The organism is Lihuaxuella thermophila, assembly GCF_900110165.1.
In the GTDB taxonomy this organism is placed as follows: domain Bacteria; phylum Bacillota; class Bacilli; order Thermoactinomycetales; family Thermoactinomycetaceae; genus Lihuaxuella; species Lihuaxuella thermophila.
Map to the genome: position 1 here is coordinate 40,027 of NZ_FOCQ01000013.1, position 20,928 is coordinate 60,954.

Sequence of the window (20,928 nt, forward strand, 5' to 3'; positions counted from 1 at the left end):
TCACGGAAGAAGAATCGATATCAGCACCAACGGATCCGGACGATGATTGTCTGGATATACGTATTCCCGCCCATGAAGTGAATGAGTTGCCAGACTAGTACCCCTTCGCAGTCGGACCCGGCATGCTCCATTCCGGAGTGGGCCGGGTTGTTTGTTAACCGGTAGGGATTATTGTCTTGATGACGGATGATGCGGACCGGCCTAGTAGGCATAATCGGTTCTTTGAGCGTTTTCCAATTTTTATGTTGCAAGCCGGTCAACATCGTTAATCGCGAGAGGAAGAGTTTCTTCTCATGATCTTCTGAGTTGATATCCAAAATGAATGGCAAACGAGCAAAATAGATATAATTGATTGAAATTTCAGTATAAAAGGGTTGTGCTACGATGCCTTGTTCCGTTACAGTTAAAAGTAGAGGATGTGGAAGTCGTTGGAGTTCTGCACAGTACAGCACCAGTGCGAAATGAGGGAAAGAAAAATAATACTGAAAGGAAAACGTATAAAATTGATTCCGTGTTCGGTCCGGATTGCCAAGCTTATCTTCGATGAAGACAGAGATCAATTGAGCCGTCTACTGGGAGCAAAAGTACCATCAGAATGGCCGACACAGGATACGAAAGACATTGTTCCGTTGTATTTGAGCAGCTTGGAAGCTGATCCGGAGATGCTAGGCTGGGGAATCTGGATCGCTATTCATCAGAAAGAGAATACGGTAGTGGGAGATATGGGATTTAAAGGAAAGCCGGACGAATCCGGGACCGTTGAAATCGGCTACGGCATTATTCCCTCCTACCGCAACAACGGATACGCTACAGAAGCTGCGGGACTGCTGATCAATTGGGCCTTTTCCCATTCTGCTGTCAAGAAAGTGATCGCCGAATGTCTGCCCGATCACGCACCTTCCGTGCGCGTTCTTGAAAAGCTCAACATGCAGCGCACAGTTGTAGAAGACAACATGCAGAAGTGGGAGCTGACCAGACAGGGCACTTGATTGGGACTCCCGGATTACGGTTGGCACTCATCATACATGACCCGCCGGATGGTTCAGTCGATCCTCCCTTTCCTGCTACCGGTGACAATGTGTAAAACAACGCGACGATGAAATCAGTGCTGTTCACGGAGAAAAAGCAGGGGTACGCAAGTAACGGAAATCTGACAAAATCGAAAAACTGCTTAGGATACTTCAATGATATACGAAGTTATTTCTTTTACTTTTGCGTTTTTGCCTGCACTGCTGAAGCGGTATACATGACAAAAAGCAAATTCTCTTTTATTTTCCATTTTAAATACACCATTCACAGAACCGGTGTTCCCGTGCGTGATGATGTTGCTGATCGATAATTCTGTGGCTCTGTGAACCATCATTTGTTGAAGAGCGTCGACAAACCGATCTTTCCCTTGGATCTGTTTGCTGCCTGCTAAATTCCACAATAGATTGTCCGCAATATGTTCAGTAATAAAGCCAATATCCCTTTGTACAAAAGCTATGTTGAATTCTTTCAGAACCTTCTTTTTAGGTGCATTCCCACAATCTTCAGCGCATGTAATCTGCAGGTCTGTGTATTCGGGATTGATGCTGCCCATTGTTTTCCTCCTTGATCGTGCCTTTTTGCCCCTCTCCAATGAATAATATCATTCTCATGTGCCTACTTGGAAGTTTATGACACTTTTCTGTTTAGTTTGATTATCGTACTTGTGTAAGAGCCGGCAATCAAGCTTTTTATGACGATGGGCTGTTTCCGGGTATCAGCCCGGCCATTTGGATGCCCACGGACCGATTTCCCTCATGATCGGTTCAACTTCTCTGCCTATTTCCGTCAGTTATATTCGACTGGGGGACTTCAGGATCAATTATACGGGTGACCATTTCGGCAGCTTCGAGCTCCTTTAATCACTCAGACAGAAGACGGCCGCTCATACGGGTATCCCCTTCCAACTGACAAAAAGTTCGGTCCGGATCGAAGTTGAAACAAAATCATAATTACCATTTCTTTCCTGCTATCTCCATTGCTTCGTTAACAGGGCATTTCTTTTGTTGTTTCAAACGGATAAATCCCTCTGATTTGATCATGGTTATATTTATAAAAGTTACTTGAAATATGTTAGTTACTATTATATATTTTTATTACAGAAAGTAAGTAAGGTGAAACCGAACTTGCCAATCAGCTTTTTCTTTTCAATGCTTCAATACGTGCTTTCAGTAGTCTGGTTATTCATAAATCACTTATGAAAGGAAGGTCAATTGGACATGAATAAAGGTCTGAACATTGCAGGCAAGGTACTTCTGGTCGTCGTGGGTTTGTTTTTTGTGATGAACGGTTTTTTCAAGCTGTCAGGGGCCGAGCAAGCGGTTACTTCGTTTCAGAAATACGGATTTCCTGATTGGTTCCGGGTGTTGATCGGTTTGGCAGAACTTGTGGGCGGAGCCGGTCTGATCTTCCGGAAAACATCTTTCTATGCTGCTGCTTTGTTGGCGGCCGTTATGGTTGGAGCGGTTGGAACCCATTTGCTTAACGGTGAATTTGCGGCGCTGCTCATGCCCATTGTCCTTTTCGTGATCCTTGCCATAACTGTTGTGAAGAGAAAGCCGGCAAAACAGGTTGATACCCGGCAATAAATAGGAGGTTTTCGAGTGGTTCCGGCTTTATTTATCGGTCACGGTTCGCCTTATCTGGCTGTGCAGCAAAATGAATATTCACGCTTCCTTCACCAATTGGGCCAACGGTTCAAACCCAAAGCGATTGCGATATTCAGCGCACACTGGGAAAGCGAGACTCTTTCGTTGACGTATACGGATGATGTTCTTGATACGGTCTATGACTATTACGGTTTTCCGGAAGAGATGTACCGGGTGAAATACCCGGCAAAAGGTTCTGTCAAAATTGCGGAGATCCTCGAAGATCGGTTCGATCGTTACGGGATCAAAACAAGAAGGGAAGAAAAGCGGGGATTGGATCATGGGTCGCATTGCGGCATATGTATCCAGACGCTGACATCCCTGTCATTCAATTATCCGTCCATCCTTTCCTGTCACCCAAGGAACAGTACAATATTGGCAGGGCGCTAAAAGGTCTCGGATCGGAAGATATTCTGGTCATCGGCAACGGAACAACCGTGCACAATCTTCGCTGGCTTTTTCCCGACGCTGAGGAACCAAAACCTGAAGCGATACAATTTGATGATTGGATCATTGAAATGGTACAAAAACGGGATATCGACTCGTTGGATCGTTATCTGGAACTGGCTCCCCATGCCCGGCTGGCAGTTCCGAGAGCCGAACACTTCGTTCCGCTCTTTCTGGCCATGGGCAGTGGTGATCAAAGCAGGACCCCGATTGTCATTCATCGATCGTATGAATTTGGTACATTGAGCAATTTGTGTTTCGAATTTTGAACGCTCCCCCGCCAAAGAAGCGGGGGCTTCTTTTTCACGCTGCTGTGAAAGAAGGAGACTTATAAGAATTCGATTCCTTCACAAATCATCCGTGGATCCACACGTAAGGGCTGAATCCGAAAAATAGCGGCAAAAAAATTTTAAGATTTTTCTAAATTAATATTCACAGGGCATCCGCCCAATGAATAGGATGACGATGTGCATGATGCCATTTTTTCGGATGGAGAGTGGGCAAAGGATGCTGATGACCCATGAGAGAGCCATGCGATTAACCCTTGGTCAAATGAGGGAGGCGATTCGAAACGGTCTGAAGAAAACGGCGTTCCCCAAAAAGATTATCGTTGTGGGGGCGGGCATGGCCGGTCTGGTCGCCGCGTCGCTGTTGAAGAAAGCAGGACATGAAGTGAAAATCCTGGAGGCGTCGGATCGGGTGGGAGGGCGCGTTTACTCCATTCGTTCTCCGTTCACCCATGGAGGGTATTTGGAAGCGGGAGCGATGCGTATTCCCAATACGCACCATCTGACCTTGGATTATATCCGCAAATTCCGGTTGCCCCTGAATGAGTTCATCAATGCCATTCCCAACGACATTCATTATGTGAACGGAGTGAAAACCCGCGCCCATGTGTACCAACGCAATCCGGATATCCTGCGCTACCCGGTCGCTCCCCACGAAAGGGGCAAGACGGTGGAGCAGCTCCTGGAGGAAGCGGTCCGGCCCATCGTCGACTTTATCCGGGAAGATCCGGAACGGAATTGGGATATCGTGGCCAGAAACTACGACCATTATTCATTTGAAACCTTTTTGCTGAACAATCCGGTCGGGAAATCGTTGTCTCGGGGCGCTCTTGAAAAGTTGAAAGTCCTGATGGGTGTGGAGGGGTTTCCCGAACTTTCGTTCTCGGAAATTTTCCGGGATATCGTGGATATCATTTTCAATCCCGATATCCGCTTCTATGAAGTGGAGGGCGGCAACGAGCGGCTACCCCGATCTTTTTTGCCGCAGTTGAAAGAGAATATCCTTTTCCGGCACGAGTTGAAAAAGATTGTGCAGCACCGGGACAGCGTGACGCTTCACGCGATCCATACCGTCACCAGGAAGCCGTTGCAACTGACGGCCGACCTGGCGATCATCACCATTCCGCTCACGTTGATGCAATTCGTGCAGGTGGAACCCCGGGAGTCTTTCAGCCGCGACAAATGGCAAGCGATTCGCGAACTTCATTACGTCCAGTCGGATAAAATCGGAATCCAGTTCAAAACCAAGTTTTGGGAAAAACATGGCATGCGCGGCGGAAAAACGATCACCGACCTTCCCATCCGTTTCGCCTATTATCCCAGCCATGGCATCGGCGAACCCGGGCCCGGCGTGATGTTGGCCAGTTACACCTGGGAAGATGATTCATTGCTTTGGGAGAGCAAGGGAAAAAAACGAAGCATCGAAGAAGCCTTGAGACAATTGTCCGTCATTCACGGAAAACAGGTCTTTCGCCACTTTCAGACGGGAGTTTACCACAGTTGGACCACTTGGCCCTACTCCGCCGGCGCGTTCACCATCTTCAAACCGGGGCAGCGGACGGATTTCGGCCACCGTATCGCTTCACCGGAAGGAAGGGTTCATTTTGCGGGCGAACACACCTCGGAAATCCACGGCTGGATTCAGAGCGCGATCGAGTCGGGGATCCGCGTCGCCTTTGAAGTGAATGACATTCCCAAGTTCATCTCCGCCGGGAAATGAATGGAGTCCGGTAATTTCTCCGGTTTGAACAAAAGGGTCTGGGGATATATTTTAAAAGATTACACATACGAGACGGTTAAATAGCCGTCTTTTTTGCTGATACCGCTCCGAATTGAAGATTCAACTCATGGAACGGGATCAGAAGTATCTTTTTACACTACTTATCCATCGCTTTTTTTGTGTATACTAACCAAAGAAAATACTGGAAGGGGAAAACGAATGAAGATACAACATGCGGATCGGAAACCCAACCGTCTGATCAACGAAAAATCGCCTTACCTCCTGCAACACGCCTACAATCCGGTCGACTGGTATCCGTGGACGGAAGAGGCGTTTGAGAAGGCAAAAAAAGAAGATAAACCGGTCTTTCTGTCGATTGGCTACAGTTCATGCCATTGGTGTCATGTGATGGAGCGGGAATCGTTTGAAGATGATGAAGTGGCGGCCATCCTGAATGAGCACTTTGTGTCCGTCAAAGTGGACCGCGAGGAACGGCCGGATGTGGATCATGTGTACATGACCGTGTGTCAGGCGATGACCGGCCACGGGGGTTGGCCGTTGACGATCATCATGACTCCGGAGAAGAAACCGTTTTTTGCCGGCACCTATATTCCCAAGGAAGACCGGTACGGGCGCACGGGTTTGATCAAGCTGTTACATAAAATCGTCGGGCTGTGGAAATCGGAACGGGGCAAGGCGGATGAGATGGGCAACCGGGTGGTGGAAGCAGTCAGGGGCTATCTCAATCCGGTGGCAGAGGGAGAGCTCGAGGCGGGTGTGCTGGATCATGCGTTTGAACAGTTTGCCCGGCAGTTTGACGATCTTTTCGGAGGTTTCGGGGATGCGCCGAAATTTCCGCGTCCGCATGATCTCCTATTTCTGCTGAGGTACTGGAAACAGAACGGGGAGGAAGAAGCTCTCCACATGGTGACGCATACGCTGGACTGCATGCGGCGGGGAGGCATTTATGACCATGTGGGATACGGCTTTGCCCGTTACTCGGTGGACAGGGAATGGCTGGTTCCCCACTTTGAAAAGATGCTTTACGACAATGCCCTGCTTGCCCTGGCTTATCTGGAGGGGTATCAAGCCACCCGGGATGAAAAATACGCGCAAACGGCCAGGGAGATTTTCAAATATGTGCTCAGGGACATGACCTCTCCGGAAGGCGGCTTCTATTCAGCGGAGGATGCCGACTCGGAAGGGGTGGAAGGCAAGTTTTACGTCTGGACTCCGGAGCAGATTGTAGAGGTGCTCGGCCAGGAGGAAGGGGAACTGTTCTGCGCTTGCTATGATGTGACCGGGGAAGGGAACTTTGAAGATCACACCAGTATCTTGAATCAAATTCATGTTTCGCTGGAAGAGATTGCGCGTGAGCGGAAGCTGACCCTGGAAGAGCTCGAAAAAAGATTGGAAGATGCAAGGGAGAAGCTGTTTACAGCCAGGGCCAAACGGGTTCATCCGCTCAAGGACGATAAGATTCTCACATCCTGGAACGGGTTGATGATTGCCGCCTTGGCCCGCGGGTTCAGGGTATTGGGCGAAACGGAATATATCGAAGCGGCTTCGGAGGCGGTTCAGTTTATCAACCGCAAATTGCGGAGAGAAGACGGGCGTTTGCTGGTGCGCTACCGGGACGGGGAATCCGCCTATCTCGGCTATTTAGACGACTATGCGTTTCTGTCCTGGGGATTGATGGAGTTGTATGAAGCCACCTTCCGGGCGGAATACCTGCACCAGGCGATTGATCTCACCAAGGAGATGCTGGAATTGTTTGGCGATCCCGAAGAGGGGGGGCTTTATTTCTACGGAAAAGACGGGGAAGAGCTATTCTCCCGGCCGAAGGAGATTTATGACGGAGCTGTGCCGTCCGGAAATTCGGTGGCCGCATACAACCTGATCCGGCTGGCCAAGCTCACCTCGGATGAACGGTTTATACAGGAAGCGGACAAGCAGTTAAAAGCGTTTGCCAAGTCGGTCGCCTCTTCGCCGATTTCCCATTCTTTCTTCCTGCTGGCGATGCAGTTTGCCCTCGGGCCGAGCAAGGAAATCGTGATTGTCGGCGAACCGAATGATGTCAGTACCAAAGAGATGATTCGCGTGGTGCAGCGGGCTTATCTGCCGGATGCGGTTATCGCCATGGTTCCGCAGGGGGATGATGTGAACACGATGAAATTCTGGATTCCCGATGCGGATGAAAAAGCGGCGGGAACAGACAGCAAAGCGACCGTCTATCTTTGCGAGAATTATGCTTGCCAGGCGCCGATTACTGATGTGGAGGAATTGAAGAGACAATTGGAGATACGGACAGGATGACAAGCGGATCTGAAGGGGAGAGTTTCGGGTGAACCTGAAGAAACCATAGGGAACCGGAAATTGTTTCCATGCGGCTGAAGCGGATAAAAATTCCGCTTCTTTTTTTTGCAATAGGTATTTACAATATTGATTCTTATATTATAATTATTATAAAAATGTTTCTCTAAACAAAGATAGTTGCCTTGAACAAAAATAAGAATCATTATCAATGCGGCTCCGGTCGGAGTCGCATCCGCCGTTATTAGGGGATTAAAAATGATCATTATTCTCATGTAGAAACGGGTGAGGAGAAATGAGCGCATCGATGGCGATGTGGAAAAATGAGGGTATAGAAAAGATGGGGAAAACACCGTCTCAACCGCAAAAAACTTCCGATCTGTCGGCATGGTTCAAGCGTCATGGCGAAATGGCGGCTGCTCTCGTGAGTGGGGGACTGATTTTGTTGGCCTGGATCTTGGAGGATCGATTTTCTGCGATGGCGATTCCTCTTTATCTGATCGCCTACGCAGCCGGGGGATTTGTGAAGGCAAAAGAAGGGCTGGCCACGCTTGTGCGGGAGAAGGAATTGGATGTCAACCTGCTGATGCTGTTGGCGGCGATCGGTGCGGCTGCGATCGGTTATTGGACCGAAGGAGGCTTGTTGATCTTTATCTTTTCCGTGAGCGGGGCCTTGGAAACCTATACCATGGCCAAAAGCGAACGGGATTTGTCCGCTTTGATGGAGATGAAGCCGGACACGGCCCGGCTCTACACGGAGACGGGAGAAGAAAAGCTGGTTCCCGTTGAAGAGTTGCAAGCGGGTGATCGGGTGGTGGTCAAGCCGGGAGAGCGGATTCCTGTTGACGGAATCATCCGGGAAGGGGGCTCTGCGGTGAACCAGGCGGCGATTACCGGTGAGTCGCTGCCTGTGGATAAATGCGCGGGAGATGACGTGTATGCGGGTACGGTGAATGGGTCCGGTTCCTTAATTGTCGAGGCGAAGCGTACGGGTGAGAACAGTTTGTTTTCCAAGATCATCCGTTTAATTGAGGAATCCCGCACCCGGGTGCCAAAAAGCCAGCATCGCATCGATCGACTGGAAAAAGGGTATGCCAAAGTGATTCTTCTGGCCACCCTGCTCCTCATCGTGTTGCCTCCGGTCCTCCTGAACTGGAGCTGGACAGAGTCATTGTACCGGGCGATGGTGTTTCTGGTGGTGGCTTCTCCGTGCGCCCTGGTGGCTTCCATCATGCCGGCCATTCTTTCGGCGATTTCCAACGGGGCACGCAAAGGAGTGCTGTTCAAAAGCGGAATCCAGCTGGAAGCGCTCGCCGATATTCAAGTGGTCGCATTTGATAAAACAGGAACACTCACGAAAGGGCAGCTTCAAGTGACCGACTGGACCGGATACGGAGAAATGAACGGGGAGGAGCTGCTGCAGGCTGCCGGCTCGATTGAAACGCTGTCTGAACATCCCGTTGGAAAAGCGATTGTGGAGAAAGCGAAGCAGATGAATCTCCCCCTCACCCGTCCTTCCGGGTTACGGGCAATGTCCGGATGGGGAGTGGAAGCGGAATATGACGGAGCGCTTTGGAAAATTGGAAAACCGGGGATGTTTCCATCGATGGACGGGACGATCCGGCAAGATGCGGCCAGATTGGAGCGGGAAGGAAAAACGGTGGTGCTCGCAGAGAAAGCAGGGAAGATCGTCGGATTGATCGCGCTGCGCGATGAGATTCGCCCTGAAGCCTGCCGGGCCATTCAACAGTTGAAGCGAATGGGGATACAAGTGGCGATGCTGACGGGGGACCAGCGCATCACAGCGGAAGCGATTGGCCGGGAAGCGGGGATTGATCGGGTCTACAGCGGGCTTCTCCCGGAAGATAAAGTGAAAAAGATTGAACAACTGGGGCAAACCGCGGGCAAAGTGGCGATGATCGGCGATGGAGTGAATGACGCGCCCGCGCTGGCCGTCGCTCATGTCGGGATTGCCATGGGAGGAGCGGGCAGCGATGTGGCCTTGGAAACCGCTGACGTGGTGCTGATGAATGACGATCTGGAGAAGGTTTCCCATGCGATTCAACTGGGGAAACGCATGAAGCGGGTGGTAAAACAAAATGTCTGGTTTGCTCTGTCGGTGATCGTCCTCTTGATCACGCTCAACTTTTCGCAAGCCGTCTCATTGCCGTACGGAGTGGTGGGACATGAGGGAAGCACGATCTTAGTGATTTTAAACGGTTTGCGGCTGTTGAGATAAAAGTGAAGCGGAAAAAGGAGCCCGGAAAATGTAACGTTCCGGGCTCGATCTTTGATTATAACGTCGCTTTGCCTCTCTTCAGATCGAATTGATGGGGTTTGAAGGAGACGAGGCGGCCGGTGGTATGGAAAATGCGGTGCGGTTTTGTTTCGTGACCATGTTTCGCCAGCCAGGCATATCCGATTTTTTTCGCCTCTTCATCTGTTTGGGCGGAGATGGGTTCATCGTAGAGCTTGTTGCCGTTTTCATCATACACGGTCATATGATACATCACAGTTCACCTCAATAAAAGAGTCATGATTTCCTAATGATTTTATTATAGTCATTTTTGCAACATTTCGCCTTCCATGCTTTTCCTGCGGCAACACATTTATAATTCCGCATGGTCCAAGGCTTTTTTCAAGTCCTTTCGGAGTTCCCGTTCCACTTCCGCTTGCTGCCCGTTTTCCGTACGAACCAGCACGCGGATGACGGCTTCGCTGCCGCCGATATTTTGTACGCCCAAAACTTTCGGCCCTTCCACAACCCCTGTCAGGCGCTTGGCCAGTTGCTCACACTCTTTTTGCAATACTTCGATCGCCCGTTCGATATCCGCCTCGGCCGGGATCGGAATATCCACTTCCGCCTGCCTGAGACCGCGGGAATGGTTGGTCAAGGCTTTGATGTCCCGGTTGGGGATGAAGTGAAGATCTCCGTTATCGGCCCGAATCTTGAGCACGCGCAAACCCACATCTTCGACGGTTCCGGAAAAACCGTTTACGGTTACGCGTTCGCCTACATTGATCTGGTTTTCCATCAACACGAAAAATCCGGTGACGAGATCGCTGACCAAATCCTTCGCCCCAAACCCGATGGCCAGGCCGATGATCCCGGCGCTTGCGATGATGGCCGAGGCATTGATGTTGAATTCACCTAAAATGGCGACGATGGTAATAAAAAAGATGGTGTAACTTGCCAAATTCGTGAGCAAGCTTTGCAAAGTCTGAATGCGGTGCTGCTCTCCCTGGCCCGGCGGACGCTTGTTCGTCATCACCCGGCGGATCAGTCTTTTAGCGATTCCGTTGATCACAAAGGCAACGGCCAAGATGATGATGCTGGTCAGAATGGATTGGACAATCGGCAACATCAGCTGACTCCTCTCTCCATGTTCATGATCGGTAAAAGTTCCATGATCTGCGGTCAGGTGGATTATAGCATATTATTTCGTATTGCTGACCATTTGGCAAAGGTTCTATAATCGGTCTAGACTTGATTTTTCTAACAGGGGGCAGCCGATATGGTACATACGTGGTCTGTGAAACGGTTTCGGATTCTCGTGCTCATCGTGGGTGTAGCCGGGATGTCCCAAGGGCTGCTCATCCCGCTGTTGACGACTTTGCTTGAGGAGCAGGGTGTCAGTTCCAGCCACAACGGATTGAGTGCTGCGGCCTTATATGCGGGGATTTTGCTCATGTCTCCATTCTGCGCTCCCGTTGTGAAGCTGTTGGGATACAAACGTTCCATTATCGCGGGTTTATGGGTGACCACTGTGGCCGTCATTTTATTTCCGGTGTATACCGGGATCTGGATGTGGAGTTTCCTGCGCTTTTGGGTGGGAGTGGGAGACAGTCTGCTTCACTATGCCACCCAGCTTTGGATTACCCTGACGGCACCGGCTGAGGAACGCGGGAAACGCATTTCTCAATATGGCTTTGCCTATGGACTGGGCTTTGGGATCGGCCCGCTCGGCATCAACTTATTGCAATGGGGTTTCTATGCTCCGTTTTTGGTACTGTTGGCCGTTTTGGCGGTGACATTTTATTTTGCCGGACAGCTGGACTCACCTGCATGGAGATCAGAGTCGACAGGTGAAGGGCATACGGGAAAAAACCGGGCGGGGTCTGTCCGGATTTTCGAAATTTACCGCGTGGGGCTCATCGCGTTGTGCCCGGCCGTGTTGTACGGATTGTTGGAAACGGCTCTGGCCGGCAGTTTCCCTGTTTACGGGCTGCGGGAAGGAATGTCAAAAGCCTGGGTTTCCGTCTTGATCTCCGCATTTGTCTGGGGGAGCCTGGCTTTTCAGGTTCCGCTCGGGATCCTGGGGGATAAGATGGGGCGCAAAAAGTTGCTGATGGGTGTATGCTTGTTGGGCGCGATCGGAATGGGCCTGATCCCTTCGCTGATCCCCAATGTGTATCTGTTGTTCATCGCGTTTGGGTTGACGGGCGGTCTGGTTGGCTCCCTCTTTTCGCTCGGGCTCGCCCATCTCACCGATTTGTTGCCTCCTTCCCATTTACCGACAGCCAATGCTGTCGCCTCCGTGCATTTTAGTGTCGGAAGCATTTTAGGGCCCTATGTGGGGGGACTGCTCATTCAATGGACAGGTGGTAAATCCTTATTCTATTTTCTTGCATTCTCTTTGCTTTGCTTCGTTCTGCTGGCGAGCCTTTACCGCGTGAGGGAGAATACGGCGGAAAAGAAGAAGCCAACAACGAAACCTGCCGTCTGATGGGTTCATGGCCGGCCGGGCTGAAACTGGCTGAATTTCTGGTTGAGGGCTGAAAGTGCCCTCTTTTTCTTTTTTATCAACATTTTTTTAATGATCGTCCATCGAGGGCTGCCTGACCACCCCTGTCTTTGCCCGCTTCACAAAACCGGTATCGGAAATCAAACTAACTTTACTAAAAATACTATAAAAATCCCAGGAAAATGTTACCTGAAGGCGGAGGGGACAGAAAAAGGAAGAAAACGTGAAAAGCCTGATATCACAGGGTTTTCTGCGTTTCTTGTCTGGAGAATTCGTAATGTAAATCGACAAATTACTCTTAGATGTATAAAATTTACAGCCAATTTCCCCTCGGGTCTATGTTAATATGTTTGATGTATTACGAAATTCAACAAAAAAGGGAGGATACGATGAAACTTACTATTAAATGGAAAAAAGTTGTCGTCGCTTCTGTAGCCTTGTTGTTGAGCACTTCGATTCTGCCGCTCGGACATGCCGATGCAGCATCCAAAACATTGAACAGTTCGCAACCCTACTCCTTGATCGAATCCCTCTTTGGTAAAATGGGTTTGGGAACATTCCTGAATTCGAAAAATACAGGAACAACCAAATATTCGGTCACTCCGGTGAATGCCCAACCCGCTGATTCGACTGCCCAACAAAGCAACAGCAGCGACCAAGTCGTGCCGAAGCCAAACCATCAGCAAGCAGCTGGGGAAGAAACCAATACCAGCTGGGGAGACAAAATCATCGCAACTGGTGAAAAATATATGGGTACCCCGTATAAATTCGGTGCTCCCACTACAACCACGAAAGTATTTGACTGCTCCTCGTTCGTTAAGCGAGTGTTTGCTGAAAACGGAATCGATCTCCCCCGTACTTCCAGACAGCAAGCTGAGGTAGGACAAGAAGTTTCCCGCAGCGAGTTGCAAAAAGGGGATCTGGTCTTCTTCAAAATCAGTAGCCGTCCTGGCATTGGACACGTCGGCATTTATGCTGGTAACGGTAAATTGCTGCACACTTGGGGTCCCGGAGGCGTCCGCTACGATGATATGAGCGACGGATGGCTGGATCGGGGCTTTGTGAAAGCTACCCGTGTTACCCCGGATACCGTTAAATAATGTGGAAATCATTCAACCCGCCCTCAGATTACAGGGCGGGTTTTGTTTGAAAGTTTAGAATAATGGAAGTCACAACGAAACCTGGCATGATGGTTCGGGAAGACTATTCAAGTACATAGGAATGTTGGTTTTGGTTGCTTACCTTCTCATCTCCCATCCATTTCCTGACCAGGTGAGGGACAGAGGTTGCCCGTTTTCTCCTGTGACCGTTGGATCTTTCAAATACCACCCTCTGCCGTTAACCGTTGCGTCCGTATGGTAACGGAAACGGAGGTATTTCATTCCCTTTGGAATGGCAATAACGTGCCGCGTCCATCCGTCACTGCTTCCCGTATAGGAGGAACCGATGGTGGACCAGTTGACCCCGTCGATGGATGCTTCGATTATGCCAAAGTCAGCTCCGGGTTCGATGCGATACCAGGTGGCAAATGCGAGTGTGCGTGTTTCCGGGCCGGATGAATCCGGGAGTTCCGCGGTTAAGGTCCGGTCCAAATGGTCCCCGTAGCCGGAAAACCAAGCGGGGGAGTGGCCGGGAATGGGAACCGGGATTGCATCGGCAGTCAACCTGGCTACCTGACGGCGTACAGGATTGGTGGAAACCGTTTGGCGGGTCGGGTGAACGCGATTGGTTAACGTGATGGCGATTGCGGCTTGATCCCGATTGATGACGATCGATGTGCCTGTATATCCGGTATGCCCCATCGCATGCGGACTGGCCAGCGCATCCATAAACCAGCCTTGGTTCAATTCCCATCCAAGTCCGTGGTCATCGCCGGGAAAGGCCTGGTTTTGGTTTTCTTCCATCCATTCCACGGTTTCGGGTTGTAAGATGCGGGTGTTACCATACTTTCCCTTCATTAAGATCATGTGCGCGAACGTTACCAGATCGCGGGCGGTGGAAAAGAGGCCGGCATGTCCGGCCACGCCGTCCAAAGCGGCGGCATTTTCGTCATGCACTTGTCCCCACACCAATCCGCGTCCGGTCCAAGGCTGATACTCCGTGGCGGCGATTCGTTCTTTTAAAGAGGCGGGGGGATTGTACATGGTATCCTTCATGTGCAGAGGTTCGGTGATGTTTTCCCGGATAAACACATCCAGCCGTTGGCCGGATAGCCGTTCCACCAGCGCTCCCAGTGTAATCATGTTTAGATCGCTGTAGACATAAGTGGTTCCCGGCGGATGGTCAAGGGGATAGGCAAAGACGATCTGCAAGCGTTCTTCACGGTTTTTGCCCATTTGCCAAAGGGGGATGCCGGGGCGGAAACCCGAAGTATGGGTCATCAATTGGCGAATGGTCACTTTTTCTTTTCCGTTTTGCGCAAACTCCGGTATGTACCTGGCAACCGGGTCATCGAGCCGGAACTTCCCCTGCTCATAAAGTTTCATGGCAGCGGTGGAGGTGAAGATTTTACTGATCGATGCAAGGTCAAAGATCGTATCTTCGCTCATCGGAATCGGCTTGTCCATCGGCGTAAACCGGTCATCCTGGTACCTGGCGGCATAACCGTATGCCTGGTGTTTGACAATGGCGCCCCGGCGGGCGATCAACACAACCGCTCCCGGCATCACGTTGTTTTCGATCGACTCTTGCATAAAGGGATCAATCGCTTTGAGCGGCTCTCTGTCCATGCCGGCAGAGGCGGGAGTACCGGGATGGAGAACAGGACTTGACGGAAGAGGATGATCCCATGAGGACGGACGGGTCGATGAAGGATGCAGCTCTTTTGTTTCCTTCTGTTCGATGCTTAAGCCGGTTGAGAGAGAAGTTCCATTTGCCCGGACTTGGAACGGAGTGAGTAACAAAACCAGCACCAAGGCAAGCATGAAACGGCGACAACGCTGTTGCTGCATGGCGAACCCTCCCATAATCTCTGATAAGACTATTTTAACAAATGAAATCAGATAATTTTATATTAAATTTAGAATCGGAATATTTAGTCCATCATTTGAACTTTTCGCCATTGTCCGCTTCCATCACACCAGCCGCAGGAATGGATGATTGACAGGTAGAGTGAGCAGTTATATACTTGACAACAATTGTTTTTTTCGTATTACGAACCATCATTTGCACAGAGCGATGTGATCACGGATACTGGAGGATGAAAAAATGGAGAAGCAGTCTTGGATGTCGCTCCGGTTCTTTACCTTTTTCTTTACGTGGGGCGTATTTATTCCGTATTGGACCGCATGGTTAACGACCAAAGGATTTTCAATCGAAGATGCCGGACTGTTCGTCGCGGTGGGCCTGATCGTTCGGGCCATCGCCACTTTCTATATTTTTCCGGCCTTGTGCAGAAGGTTTCCTTTATCTTCATTATTCAAATGGGTTCCGCTCATCTCCACGGTCGTGTTGCTCGGTTTTATCCCCTTTGATCGGGTTGAGATTCTCATGGCCGTCACAGTGATCTTTGCGCTCACCTATCCGATCTTATTGCCGATGAATGAAACGATGGCGACGCTTCTGGCCAGGGATCATCAGCTCGATTACGGAAAAAGCAGATTATGGGGGTCCGTGGGGTATATCGCGGCTCTGGTTTTAACCGGATGGCTCACTTCCCGCTACGGGGACACCCTCATCGTATATATTATGCTGGCCAGCTGTGCCGTTTTATCTCTGCAAGCTTTTGCGGGAGAGGCGAAAACGGTGCAATCCAGGCAGGAACAAGCGAAAGCGCCGTTGATGGATTTATTTAAATCACCCGCGTTTGTCATCTGTCTGGCCATTTGCATGCTGATTCAAGGAGCCCATGCCGCCTATAACGGTTTTGGCGTCGTTTATTTGCAGCAATTAAAAGTTGACAATACCCTGATCGGATGGATTATGGTGTTGGCGGTCATTTCGGAAATCGCCTTTTTCTATTTGTCGAAACGTTTCTTTACAAACATGTCCGTTCCGGTCATGTTTACAATCGCCGCTATTTCATCGGTCATCCGATGGTTGGCCGTATACCTTTTCCATGATGTCACGGTTTTTCTCCTTTCGCAAACTATGCATTCGATGACATTTGGCTTGACCCACTTTGCATTTATCAAGTTCGTCAACGAACATTTGCCGGGCGATACGATCGCGCCCGCCCAAGGAGTGTATTCCGCGTTAGCCATGAGTCTGTTTCCGGGAATCCTGACGGTGGCGTGCGGCTACTTATATGCCTTTTCCTCTCATCTGCCGTTTTTGGGGATGGCGCTTGTATCTTTTCCCTGTCTCTTCCTCTGTTATATGTTGCAGAAGCGACTGGCCGGGATGCAGATGAATTCGTCATTTCAGCAGGGAGCCGGCGCGGTTGCGCGGGCGAAACCATGAACCATGCTCAGCGGGAGGGAACCTCATAACTCCAGCCGTCATGAGCCAAGTAGGTACGCGGAAAAATGGCTCTCGCTTCCGCAAGCATCTCTTCACATTCTTCTTCCGAATAGCGGGAGCTGATGTGGGTGAGGATGAGTGTCCCGACCTGCGACTGGCGGGCCACCTCTGCCGCCTGGACGGAGGTGGAATGAAAAAAGGCTTCGGCCAGCGCTTCTTGTCCGGCTCGCAAAGTGGATTCATGAATCAACAGATCCACCTGTTCAGCCAGTGCAAAACAGGTGGCTGTCATCCGGGTATCACCCAGAATGGCTGCCTTCATCCCCTGTTTGGCGGGGCCCAGAAAATCGCGGCCGTCGATCACCCGGCCGTCCGGGAGTTCGGCGGTTTCTCCGCGTTTTAAACGTTGGTAAACCGGGCCGGGGGGAACCCCTATTTGCTTGAGGCGTTCTGCGTCGAGCGATCCGGGCCGGTCTTTCTCTTCAATCCGGTATCCGTAAGAAGGGAGGCCGTGTTCCAGCAATCCTGCCGTGATGGTGAAATGTTCGTCTTCTGCCGTGAAACCGTGCTCCACTTCCACGATGTCCAGCGGATAGCGCAGGTGGGTTTGGCTGGTTGCAAGCGCAACCTCCACAAAGGTTCGGAGTCCTTTCGGTCCGTATAAAGTGAGCGGGGTTTCCGTTCCTTGAAAGGAGCGGCTTCCCAATACCCCGGGTAACCCGAAGAGATGGTCTCCGTGAAGATGGGTGATAAAAATCCGGTTTACTTTGCTCAAAGTGACCGGAGATGATAAAATCTGATGCTGAGTGGCTTCACCGCAATCAAACAGCCAGGTCTGTCCCTGATAACGCGGCCAACTGAGTGCCAGCGATGAAACATTGCGCATCTTGGAAGGGACTCCGGCCCCTGTGCCTAAAAAGTACAGTTTCATGAGAATGGTTCCTTTCCTTCTTTTGGAATTTTTTAGAGCGGGCGGATGATCAGGAGAGAAGAGCAAAAATAGGCAATGATTTTTCCCGTTTATTCTGATAGGCTTATACTATTAAAAATACCGAACATGAAGGGAAAGGGGAATTCCCATGCAGAAGAATTTGACGAACTCCACCAGACCTCCTTTCGCTTCCCTTGTGCGGGAGTTGCCGTCGGTCGTGCCGTTTGTCCCTCCCGAAGCGTTGGAGAGGCAGAGCGGGAAAAAGATTCAGATCCGGATTGGAGCCAATGAAAGCACTTTTGGAATTTCTCCTCTCGCGCAAAAAGCGATGGCCGAAGCCGTTACGGAGATTCACTGGTACGGAGATTCGGAATGTTATGATCTGAGAAGCGAATTGGCCCGTATTCATCAGATCCGGATGGATGAGATCGTGATCGGGAGCGGAATTGACGAACTGTTGGGACTGATTGTGCGAGCCTTCTTGGAACCGGGCGATCGGGTGGTCAGCTCGCTGGGTGGGTATCCCACGTTCAACTATCACGTGGCCGGGTTTGGAGCCAAACTGGAAACCGTTCCTTACCAAAATTTCATGAATGATCTCGATGCGTTGGCCGCCAAAGCCGTGGAGACGGGAGCGAGAATGGTTTATCTGGCCAACCCCGACAACCCGACCGGCACCTTCCATTCGGCCCGTGCGCTGGAAAAATTTATGGACAAATTGCCGAAGGACTGTCTGCTGCTGCTGGATGAAGCTTATATCGAGTTTGCGCCTGCCGCTGAGACCCTTCCGCTGGATCTGGAGAATCCCCGGATCATTCGCACCCGCACATTCTCAAAAGTGTACGGGATGGCCGGAGCAAGAATCGGATATGCGCTGGCGGAACAAGAAATCATCCGGGCCATCGACAAAATCCGCAACCACTTTGGCGTCAACCGGGTGGCCCAGGCGGGGGCGATCGCATCCCTTCAGGACACCGAGTTCCTCCGTCACGTGGTTCAAGCGGTTGCAGAGGGAAGAAAAGAATACGAGCAGCTCGCAAAGAAACTGGGCTTTACCGCCATTCCTTCCCACACCAACTTTGTTGCCATTGATGTCGGCTGTGATCAAAAGGCGGCGGCGATTCGTGAAGCATTGTTTGAAAAGGGGATCTTCATCCGCGTTCCCCAGGTGGCTCCGCTGAACCGCTGTTTGCGGGTGACCGTGGGAACTCCCGAAGAAAGGCGCATCTTTGCCCAAGCGCTGGAAGAAGTTGTTTCAGAATGATAATTGTCACTACCTGCTGAGTGTCCAAAACGGGAGTGACTGTGAGACCGCCGGATACACCATCGCTGAAACAAAGAGCTTTGCCTTCTCCTGTGGGAAGGGCAAAGCTCTTTTTGTTTTCAGGCTTGCATGGCTGCCTGAGCATTGTAATCCAGGACCCATTCCGCCGCTTCAGCCACGGATTTGGCAGTGTGTCGGGCTTCTTTTTGCACTTCCGGATCGGCATGGAACATGGCAAAGCTGTGCGGGGTGAGCTGAAGCATGGAGATATCATTGTAGGAATCCCCGATGCATGCCGTTTCGTGAGGCTTCAGATCCAGCTTGTCGAGCAATCGCTTTAAACCTGCTCCTTTGGAGATGTTGGGCGGCATCAGGTCAATGCAGTCTCTGTCCGAGATGAACGTATCCACGCGGCCGGGAAATTGCTGATGAACTCGGGTTTCCAATTGCCTGATCTTCCCGATGTCCCCGATGAAACAAATTTTGCTCGGCTGAATGGTTGTGCCGATTTCTTCGAGAACACCGGGATGCTCTTCCACGGGAAACATCATGCGGGATTCAATCCGGCGGACATCTTCGGTGACGGAAGGGACCAGCATCCGGTCTTCCATACTGATGAAACCAACCAGCCCAAACGGAGCGGCTGCTTCATACAGATGGCGGGCCAGGTTGCCTTCAAAGCTTGCCGCAAGCAGTCGCTCGCCCTCACGGGTGTATACGAACGCCCCGTTTTGGCTGATTCGGTGAAACGAACCGCCCAGTTGTTCCATCACCGATACCAGCTCCTTGTCCATTCTTCCCGAAGCGAGGCAAATGTGAATTCCCGCGTCCATCAGGGCGCGAATGGCCCGGCGGTCGTCTTCGCTGATCTGTTTTTCGTCATTAAACAAAGTGTTGTCCAAATCGCTCACAAATAGCTTGATCATGGCCTCTCTCTTTCTATCCGTAAAATACAATCTCTAGCTTACCATAATCCGGCGAACCTGTCAGGCGGGGCATGTTTTAAGGATCACCCAAATGTTACGGAATATTAAAGCCGGTATAAACCTTTTATGTCAGGATCGGAATAGGGGAGGGATCTGATGAAGAAGGATTGTGGGGATGGGAAAGGGTAGGGTATAATTGACGGTTGTAAGAAACGAGAAATTTTAGGGGATAGAGGAATGAAGCTCATAGTCACAATTTTGCTGGTGATGGGAAGCCTTCCCTTTATTGCATTTTTCGCATTTTTCGTCTGGTTTCGCGCGATCAAAACCCCGAAGCCGCCGTACAAACAGCCTTCCCGTTGGCTGAAGCCGCTGGAATGGAAGGATGATCAGGTGACGGTTGGCTGGGTAGGGCATTCAACAGTATGCATGAATGTTTACGGCACAAAAATCATGACCGATCCCGTGCTCGGGAATCGGGTGGGCCAGCATTTGGATTCAGAGGGCCGATGGCAAGTGGGCCCCAGACGCCATACCGCTCCTGCCCTCTCCCCGGAAGATGCGGGCCGAATCGACCTGATATTGCTGTCTCACGCTCATTTCGACCACTTTGATATCCCGACACTTACCAAATTGGCTTCTCCGGACACGCGGGTCATTACGGCAAAAGGAACTTCTCACTTGCTCAAAAACATCCCGTTCGGGCAGGTGACGGAGCTGGACGGGGAAGAGAGTGTTTTACTGGACGATGGTGTCAAGGTGACGGCTGTTCCGGTGAAACATTGGGGGAATCGCTATCCCTGGAATCGAAGTTACGGGCATACCGGCTATTTGATTGAAAAAAACGGCACCCGCATCTTTTATCCCGGTGACACCGCCTACACGCCCGGCTTCCGCAAGCTGAGGGAAACAGGGGAGATCGATCTGGCCTTTATGCCGATTGGAGCGTATGCTCCGGATGCCTTGCTGAGGGCCCATTGCACCCCTGAACAGGCTTGGGAGATGTTTCTCGATACAGGGGCGAGATGGCTGGTGCCCATTCACTGGGATACATTTGTGCTCTCCCACGAACCGGTGGATGAACCCATCCGGCGGCTATTGGAAGCAGCGGGGGATCAACAAGACCGCATTGTGATCAGAGAACACGGCGCCGTGTTTCAATTCGTGAAAACACCGGTCATATCCGAAGGCAGCCCATTTCACACGGCGGGATGAAATG

General features: G+C 50.8%; 17 protein-coding genes and 1 pseudogene. 11 read left to right on the plus strand and 7 right to left on the minus strand.

The genetic code is table 11. From position 1 onward, the window contains the following. Nucleotides 1-20: 20 nt before the first annotated feature. Nucleotides 21-251: a hypothetical protein gene (locus BMW55_RS19040; RefSeq protein ID WP_139179505.1), complete on the minus strand. Its 231-nt coding sequence runs from the start codon at nucleotides 249-251 to the stop codon at nucleotides 21-23. A 177-nt stretch (nucleotides 252-428) separates the two neighbouring features. Here BMW55_RS19040 and BMW55_RS14120 point away from each other — a divergent pair, with 177 nt between their 5' ends. Beyond that, nucleotides 429-989, plus strand: a complete 561-nt coding sequence (locus tag BMW55_RS14120) for a GNAT family N-acetyltransferase (RefSeq protein ID WP_170839951.1) — start codon at nucleotides 429-431, stop codon at nucleotides 987-989. 182 nt (nucleotides 990-1,171) lie between these two features. Here the strand turns inward: BMW55_RS14120 and BMW55_RS14125 are convergent, their stop codons facing one another. Beyond that, nucleotides 1,172-1,582, minus strand: coding sequence for a nuclear transport factor 2 family protein (locus BMW55_RS14125; protein ID WP_089970606.1), 411 nt, complete (start codon nucleotides 1,580-1,582; stop codon nucleotides 1,172-1,174). Between the two features lie 664 nt (nucleotides 1,583-2,246). Between BMW55_RS14125 and BMW55_RS14130 the strand changes: the two genes are divergently transcribed. The 5 genes and pseudogenes from BMW55_RS14130 to BMW55_RS14150 all read left to right on the plus strand — a co-directional run bounded on the left by BMW55_RS14130 (nucleotide 2,247) and on the right by BMW55_RS14150 (nucleotide 9,681). Next, the gene (locus BMW55_RS14130; RefSeq protein ID WP_089970608.1) at nucleotides 2,247-2,615 is read left to right on the plus strand and encodes a DoxX family protein; all 369 of its coding nucleotides are present in this window, start codon (nucleotides 2,247-2,249) and stop codon (nucleotides 2,613-2,615) included. Nucleotides 2,616-2,675: 60 nt separating this feature from the next. Then, nucleotides 2,676-3,391: pseudogene (locus BMW55_RS14135) on the plus strand (DODA-type extradiol aromatic ring-opening family dioxygenase). A 244-nt stretch (nucleotides 3,392-3,635) separates the two neighbouring features. Further along, a complete protein-coding gene (locus BMW55_RS14140; RefSeq protein WP_089970872.1) occupies nucleotides 3,636-5,129 on the plus strand; it encodes a flavin monoamine oxidase family protein in 1,494 nt (497 codons plus the stop codon). 219 nt (nucleotides 5,130-5,348) lie between these two features. Then, nucleotides 5,349-7,445, plus strand: coding sequence for a thioredoxin domain-containing protein (locus BMW55_RS14145; protein WP_170839952.1), 2,097 nt, complete (start codon nucleotides 5,349-5,351; stop codon nucleotides 7,443-7,445). Between the two features lie 292 nt (nucleotides 7,446-7,737). Next, complete coding sequence (locus BMW55_RS14150) at nucleotides 7,738-9,681, plus strand: heavy metal translocating P-type ATPase (protein WP_244527572.1); 1,944 nt, start codon at nucleotides 7,738-7,740, stop codon at nucleotides 9,679-9,681. 55 nt (nucleotides 9,682-9,736) lie between these two features. On the opposite strand, the gene BMW55_RS14155 is transcribed toward BMW55_RS14150, so the two are convergent. Further along, nucleotides 9,737-9,952 carry a YhzD family protein gene (locus BMW55_RS14155; protein WP_089970611.1) on the minus strand — a complete coding sequence of 72 codons (216 nt, stop codon included), beginning with the start codon at nucleotides 9,950-9,952 and terminating at the stop codon, nucleotides 9,737-9,739. A 99-nt stretch (nucleotides 9,953-10,051) separates the two neighbouring features. Next, nucleotides 10,052-10,807 carry a mechanosensitive ion channel family protein gene (locus BMW55_RS14160; protein ID WP_244527573.1) on the minus strand — a complete coding sequence of 252 codons (756 nt, stop codon included), beginning with the start codon at nucleotides 10,805-10,807 and terminating at the stop codon, nucleotides 10,052-10,054. 150 nt (nucleotides 10,808-10,957) lie between these two features. Here BMW55_RS14160 and BMW55_RS14165 point away from each other — a divergent pair, with 150 nt between their 5' ends. Both BMW55_RS14165 and BMW55_RS14170 read left to right on the plus strand, forming a co-directional pair. Beyond that, nucleotides 10,958-12,169, plus strand: coding sequence for an MFS transporter (locus BMW55_RS14165; protein WP_089970614.1), 1,212 nt, complete (start codon nucleotides 10,958-10,960; stop codon nucleotides 12,167-12,169). A gap of 407 nt (nucleotides 12,170-12,576) precedes the next feature. Beyond that, the gene (locus BMW55_RS14170) at nucleotides 12,577-13,287 is read left to right on the plus strand and encodes a C40 family peptidase (RefSeq protein WP_244527574.1); all 711 of its coding nucleotides are present in this window, start codon (nucleotides 12,577-12,579) and stop codon (nucleotides 13,285-13,287) included. A 138-nt stretch (nucleotides 13,288-13,425) separates the two neighbouring features. On the opposite strand, the gene BMW55_RS14175 is transcribed toward BMW55_RS14170, so the two are convergent. Then, the gene (locus tag BMW55_RS14175) at nucleotides 13,426-15,138 is read right to left on the minus strand and encodes a serine hydrolase domain-containing protein (protein WP_089970617.1); all 1,713 of its coding nucleotides are present in this window, start codon (nucleotides 15,136-15,138) and stop codon (nucleotides 13,426-13,428) included. Between the two features lie 256 nt (nucleotides 15,139-15,394). Here BMW55_RS14175 and BMW55_RS14180 point away from each other — a divergent pair, with 256 nt between their 5' ends. Further along, nucleotides 15,395-16,588, plus strand: coding sequence for a 3-phenylpropionate MFS transporter (locus tag BMW55_RS14180; RefSeq protein ID WP_089970619.1), 1,194 nt, complete (start codon nucleotides 15,395-15,397; stop codon nucleotides 16,586-16,588). A 7-nt stretch (nucleotides 16,589-16,595) separates the two neighbouring features. Here BMW55_RS14180 and rnz read toward each other — a convergent pair whose 3' ends face one another. Next, on the minus strand, nucleotides 16,596-17,519 hold the full coding sequence (gene rnz / locus BMW55_RS14185) for a ribonuclease Z (RefSeq protein ID WP_089970622.1): 924 nt from the start codon (nucleotides 17,517-17,519) through the stop codon (nucleotides 16,596-16,598). A gap of 148 nt (nucleotides 17,520-17,667) precedes the next feature. Between rnz and hisC the strand changes: the two genes are divergently transcribed. Further along, the gene (hisC, locus tag BMW55_RS14190) at nucleotides 17,668-18,783 is read left to right on the plus strand and encodes a histidinol-phosphate transaminase (RefSeq protein ID WP_089970625.1); all 1,116 of its coding nucleotides are present in this window, start codon (nucleotides 17,668-17,670) and stop codon (nucleotides 18,781-18,783) included. 119 nt (nucleotides 18,784-18,902) lie between these two features. On the opposite strand, the gene BMW55_RS14195 is transcribed toward hisC, so the two are convergent. Continuing rightward, nucleotides 18,903-19,709 (minus strand): HAD family hydrolase, encoded by an 807-nt coding sequence (locus BMW55_RS14195; protein ID WP_089970628.1) that lies wholly within the window; start codon nucleotides 19,707-19,709, stop codon nucleotides 18,903-18,905. Between the two features lie 237 nt (nucleotides 19,710-19,946). Between BMW55_RS14195 and BMW55_RS14200 the strand changes: the two genes are divergently transcribed. After that, on the plus strand, nucleotides 19,947-20,924 hold the full coding sequence (locus BMW55_RS14200; protein WP_089970631.1) for an MBL fold metallo-hydrolase: 978 nt from the start codon (nucleotides 19,947-19,949) through the stop codon (nucleotides 20,922-20,924). The last annotated feature ends 4 nt before the right edge of the window (nucleotides 20,925-20,928 follow it).

Coding starts and splice junctions, on each gene's coding strand:
- BMW55_RS14125 (WP_089970606.1), bottom strand. CDS start 1,582: ATGGGCAGCATCAATCCCGAATACACAGACCTGCAGATTACATGCGCT.
- BMW55_RS14130 (WP_089970608.1), top strand. CDS start 2,247: ATGAATAAAGGTCTGAACATTGCAGGCAAGGTACTTCTGGTCGTCGTG.
- BMW55_RS14140 (WP_089970872.1), top strand. CDS start 3,636: ATGACCCATGAGAGAGCCATGCGATTAACCCTTGGTCAAATGAGGGAG.
- BMW55_RS14145 (WP_170839952.1), top strand. CDS start 5,349: ATGAAGATACAACATGCGGATCGGAAACCCAACCGTCTGATCAACGAA.
- BMW55_RS14150 (WP_244527572.1), top strand. CDS start 7,738: ATGAGCGCATCGATGGCGATGTGGAAAAATGAGGGTATAGAAAAGATG.
- BMW55_RS14155 (WP_089970611.1), bottom strand. CDS start 9,952: ATGTATCATATGACCGTGTATGATGAAAACGGCAACAAGCTCTACGAT.
- BMW55_RS14160 (WP_244527573.1), bottom strand. CDS start 10,807: ATGTTGCCGATTGTCCAATCCATTCTGACCAGCATCATCATCTTGGCC.
- BMW55_RS14165 (WP_089970614.1), top strand. CDS start 10,958: ATGGTACATACGTGGTCTGTGAAACGGTTTCGGATTCTCGTGCTCATC.
- BMW55_RS14170 (WP_244527574.1), top strand. CDS start 12,577: ATGAAACTTACTATTAAATGGAAAAAAGTTGTCGTCGCTTCTGTAGCC.
- BMW55_RS14175 (WP_089970617.1), bottom strand. CDS start 15,138: ATGCAGCAACAGCGTTGTCGCCGTTTCATGCTTGCCTTGGTGCTGGTT.
- BMW55_RS14180 (WP_089970619.1), top strand. CDS start 15,395: ATGGAGAAGCAGTCTTGGATGTCGCTCCGGTTCTTTACCTTTTTCTTT.
- rnz (WP_089970622.1), bottom strand. CDS start 17,519: ATGAAACTGTACTTTTTAGGCACAGGGGCCGGAGTCCCTTCCAAGATG.
- hisC (WP_089970625.1), top strand. CDS start 17,668: ATGCAGAAGAATTTGACGAACTCCACCAGACCTCCTTTCGCTTCCCTT.
- BMW55_RS14195 (WP_089970628.1), bottom strand. CDS start 19,709: ATGATCAAGCTATTTGTGAGCGATTTGGACAACACTTTGTTTAATGAC.
- BMW55_RS14200 (WP_089970631.1), top strand. CDS start 19,947: ATGAAGCTCATAGTCACAATTTTGCTGGTGATGGGAAGCCTTCCCTTT.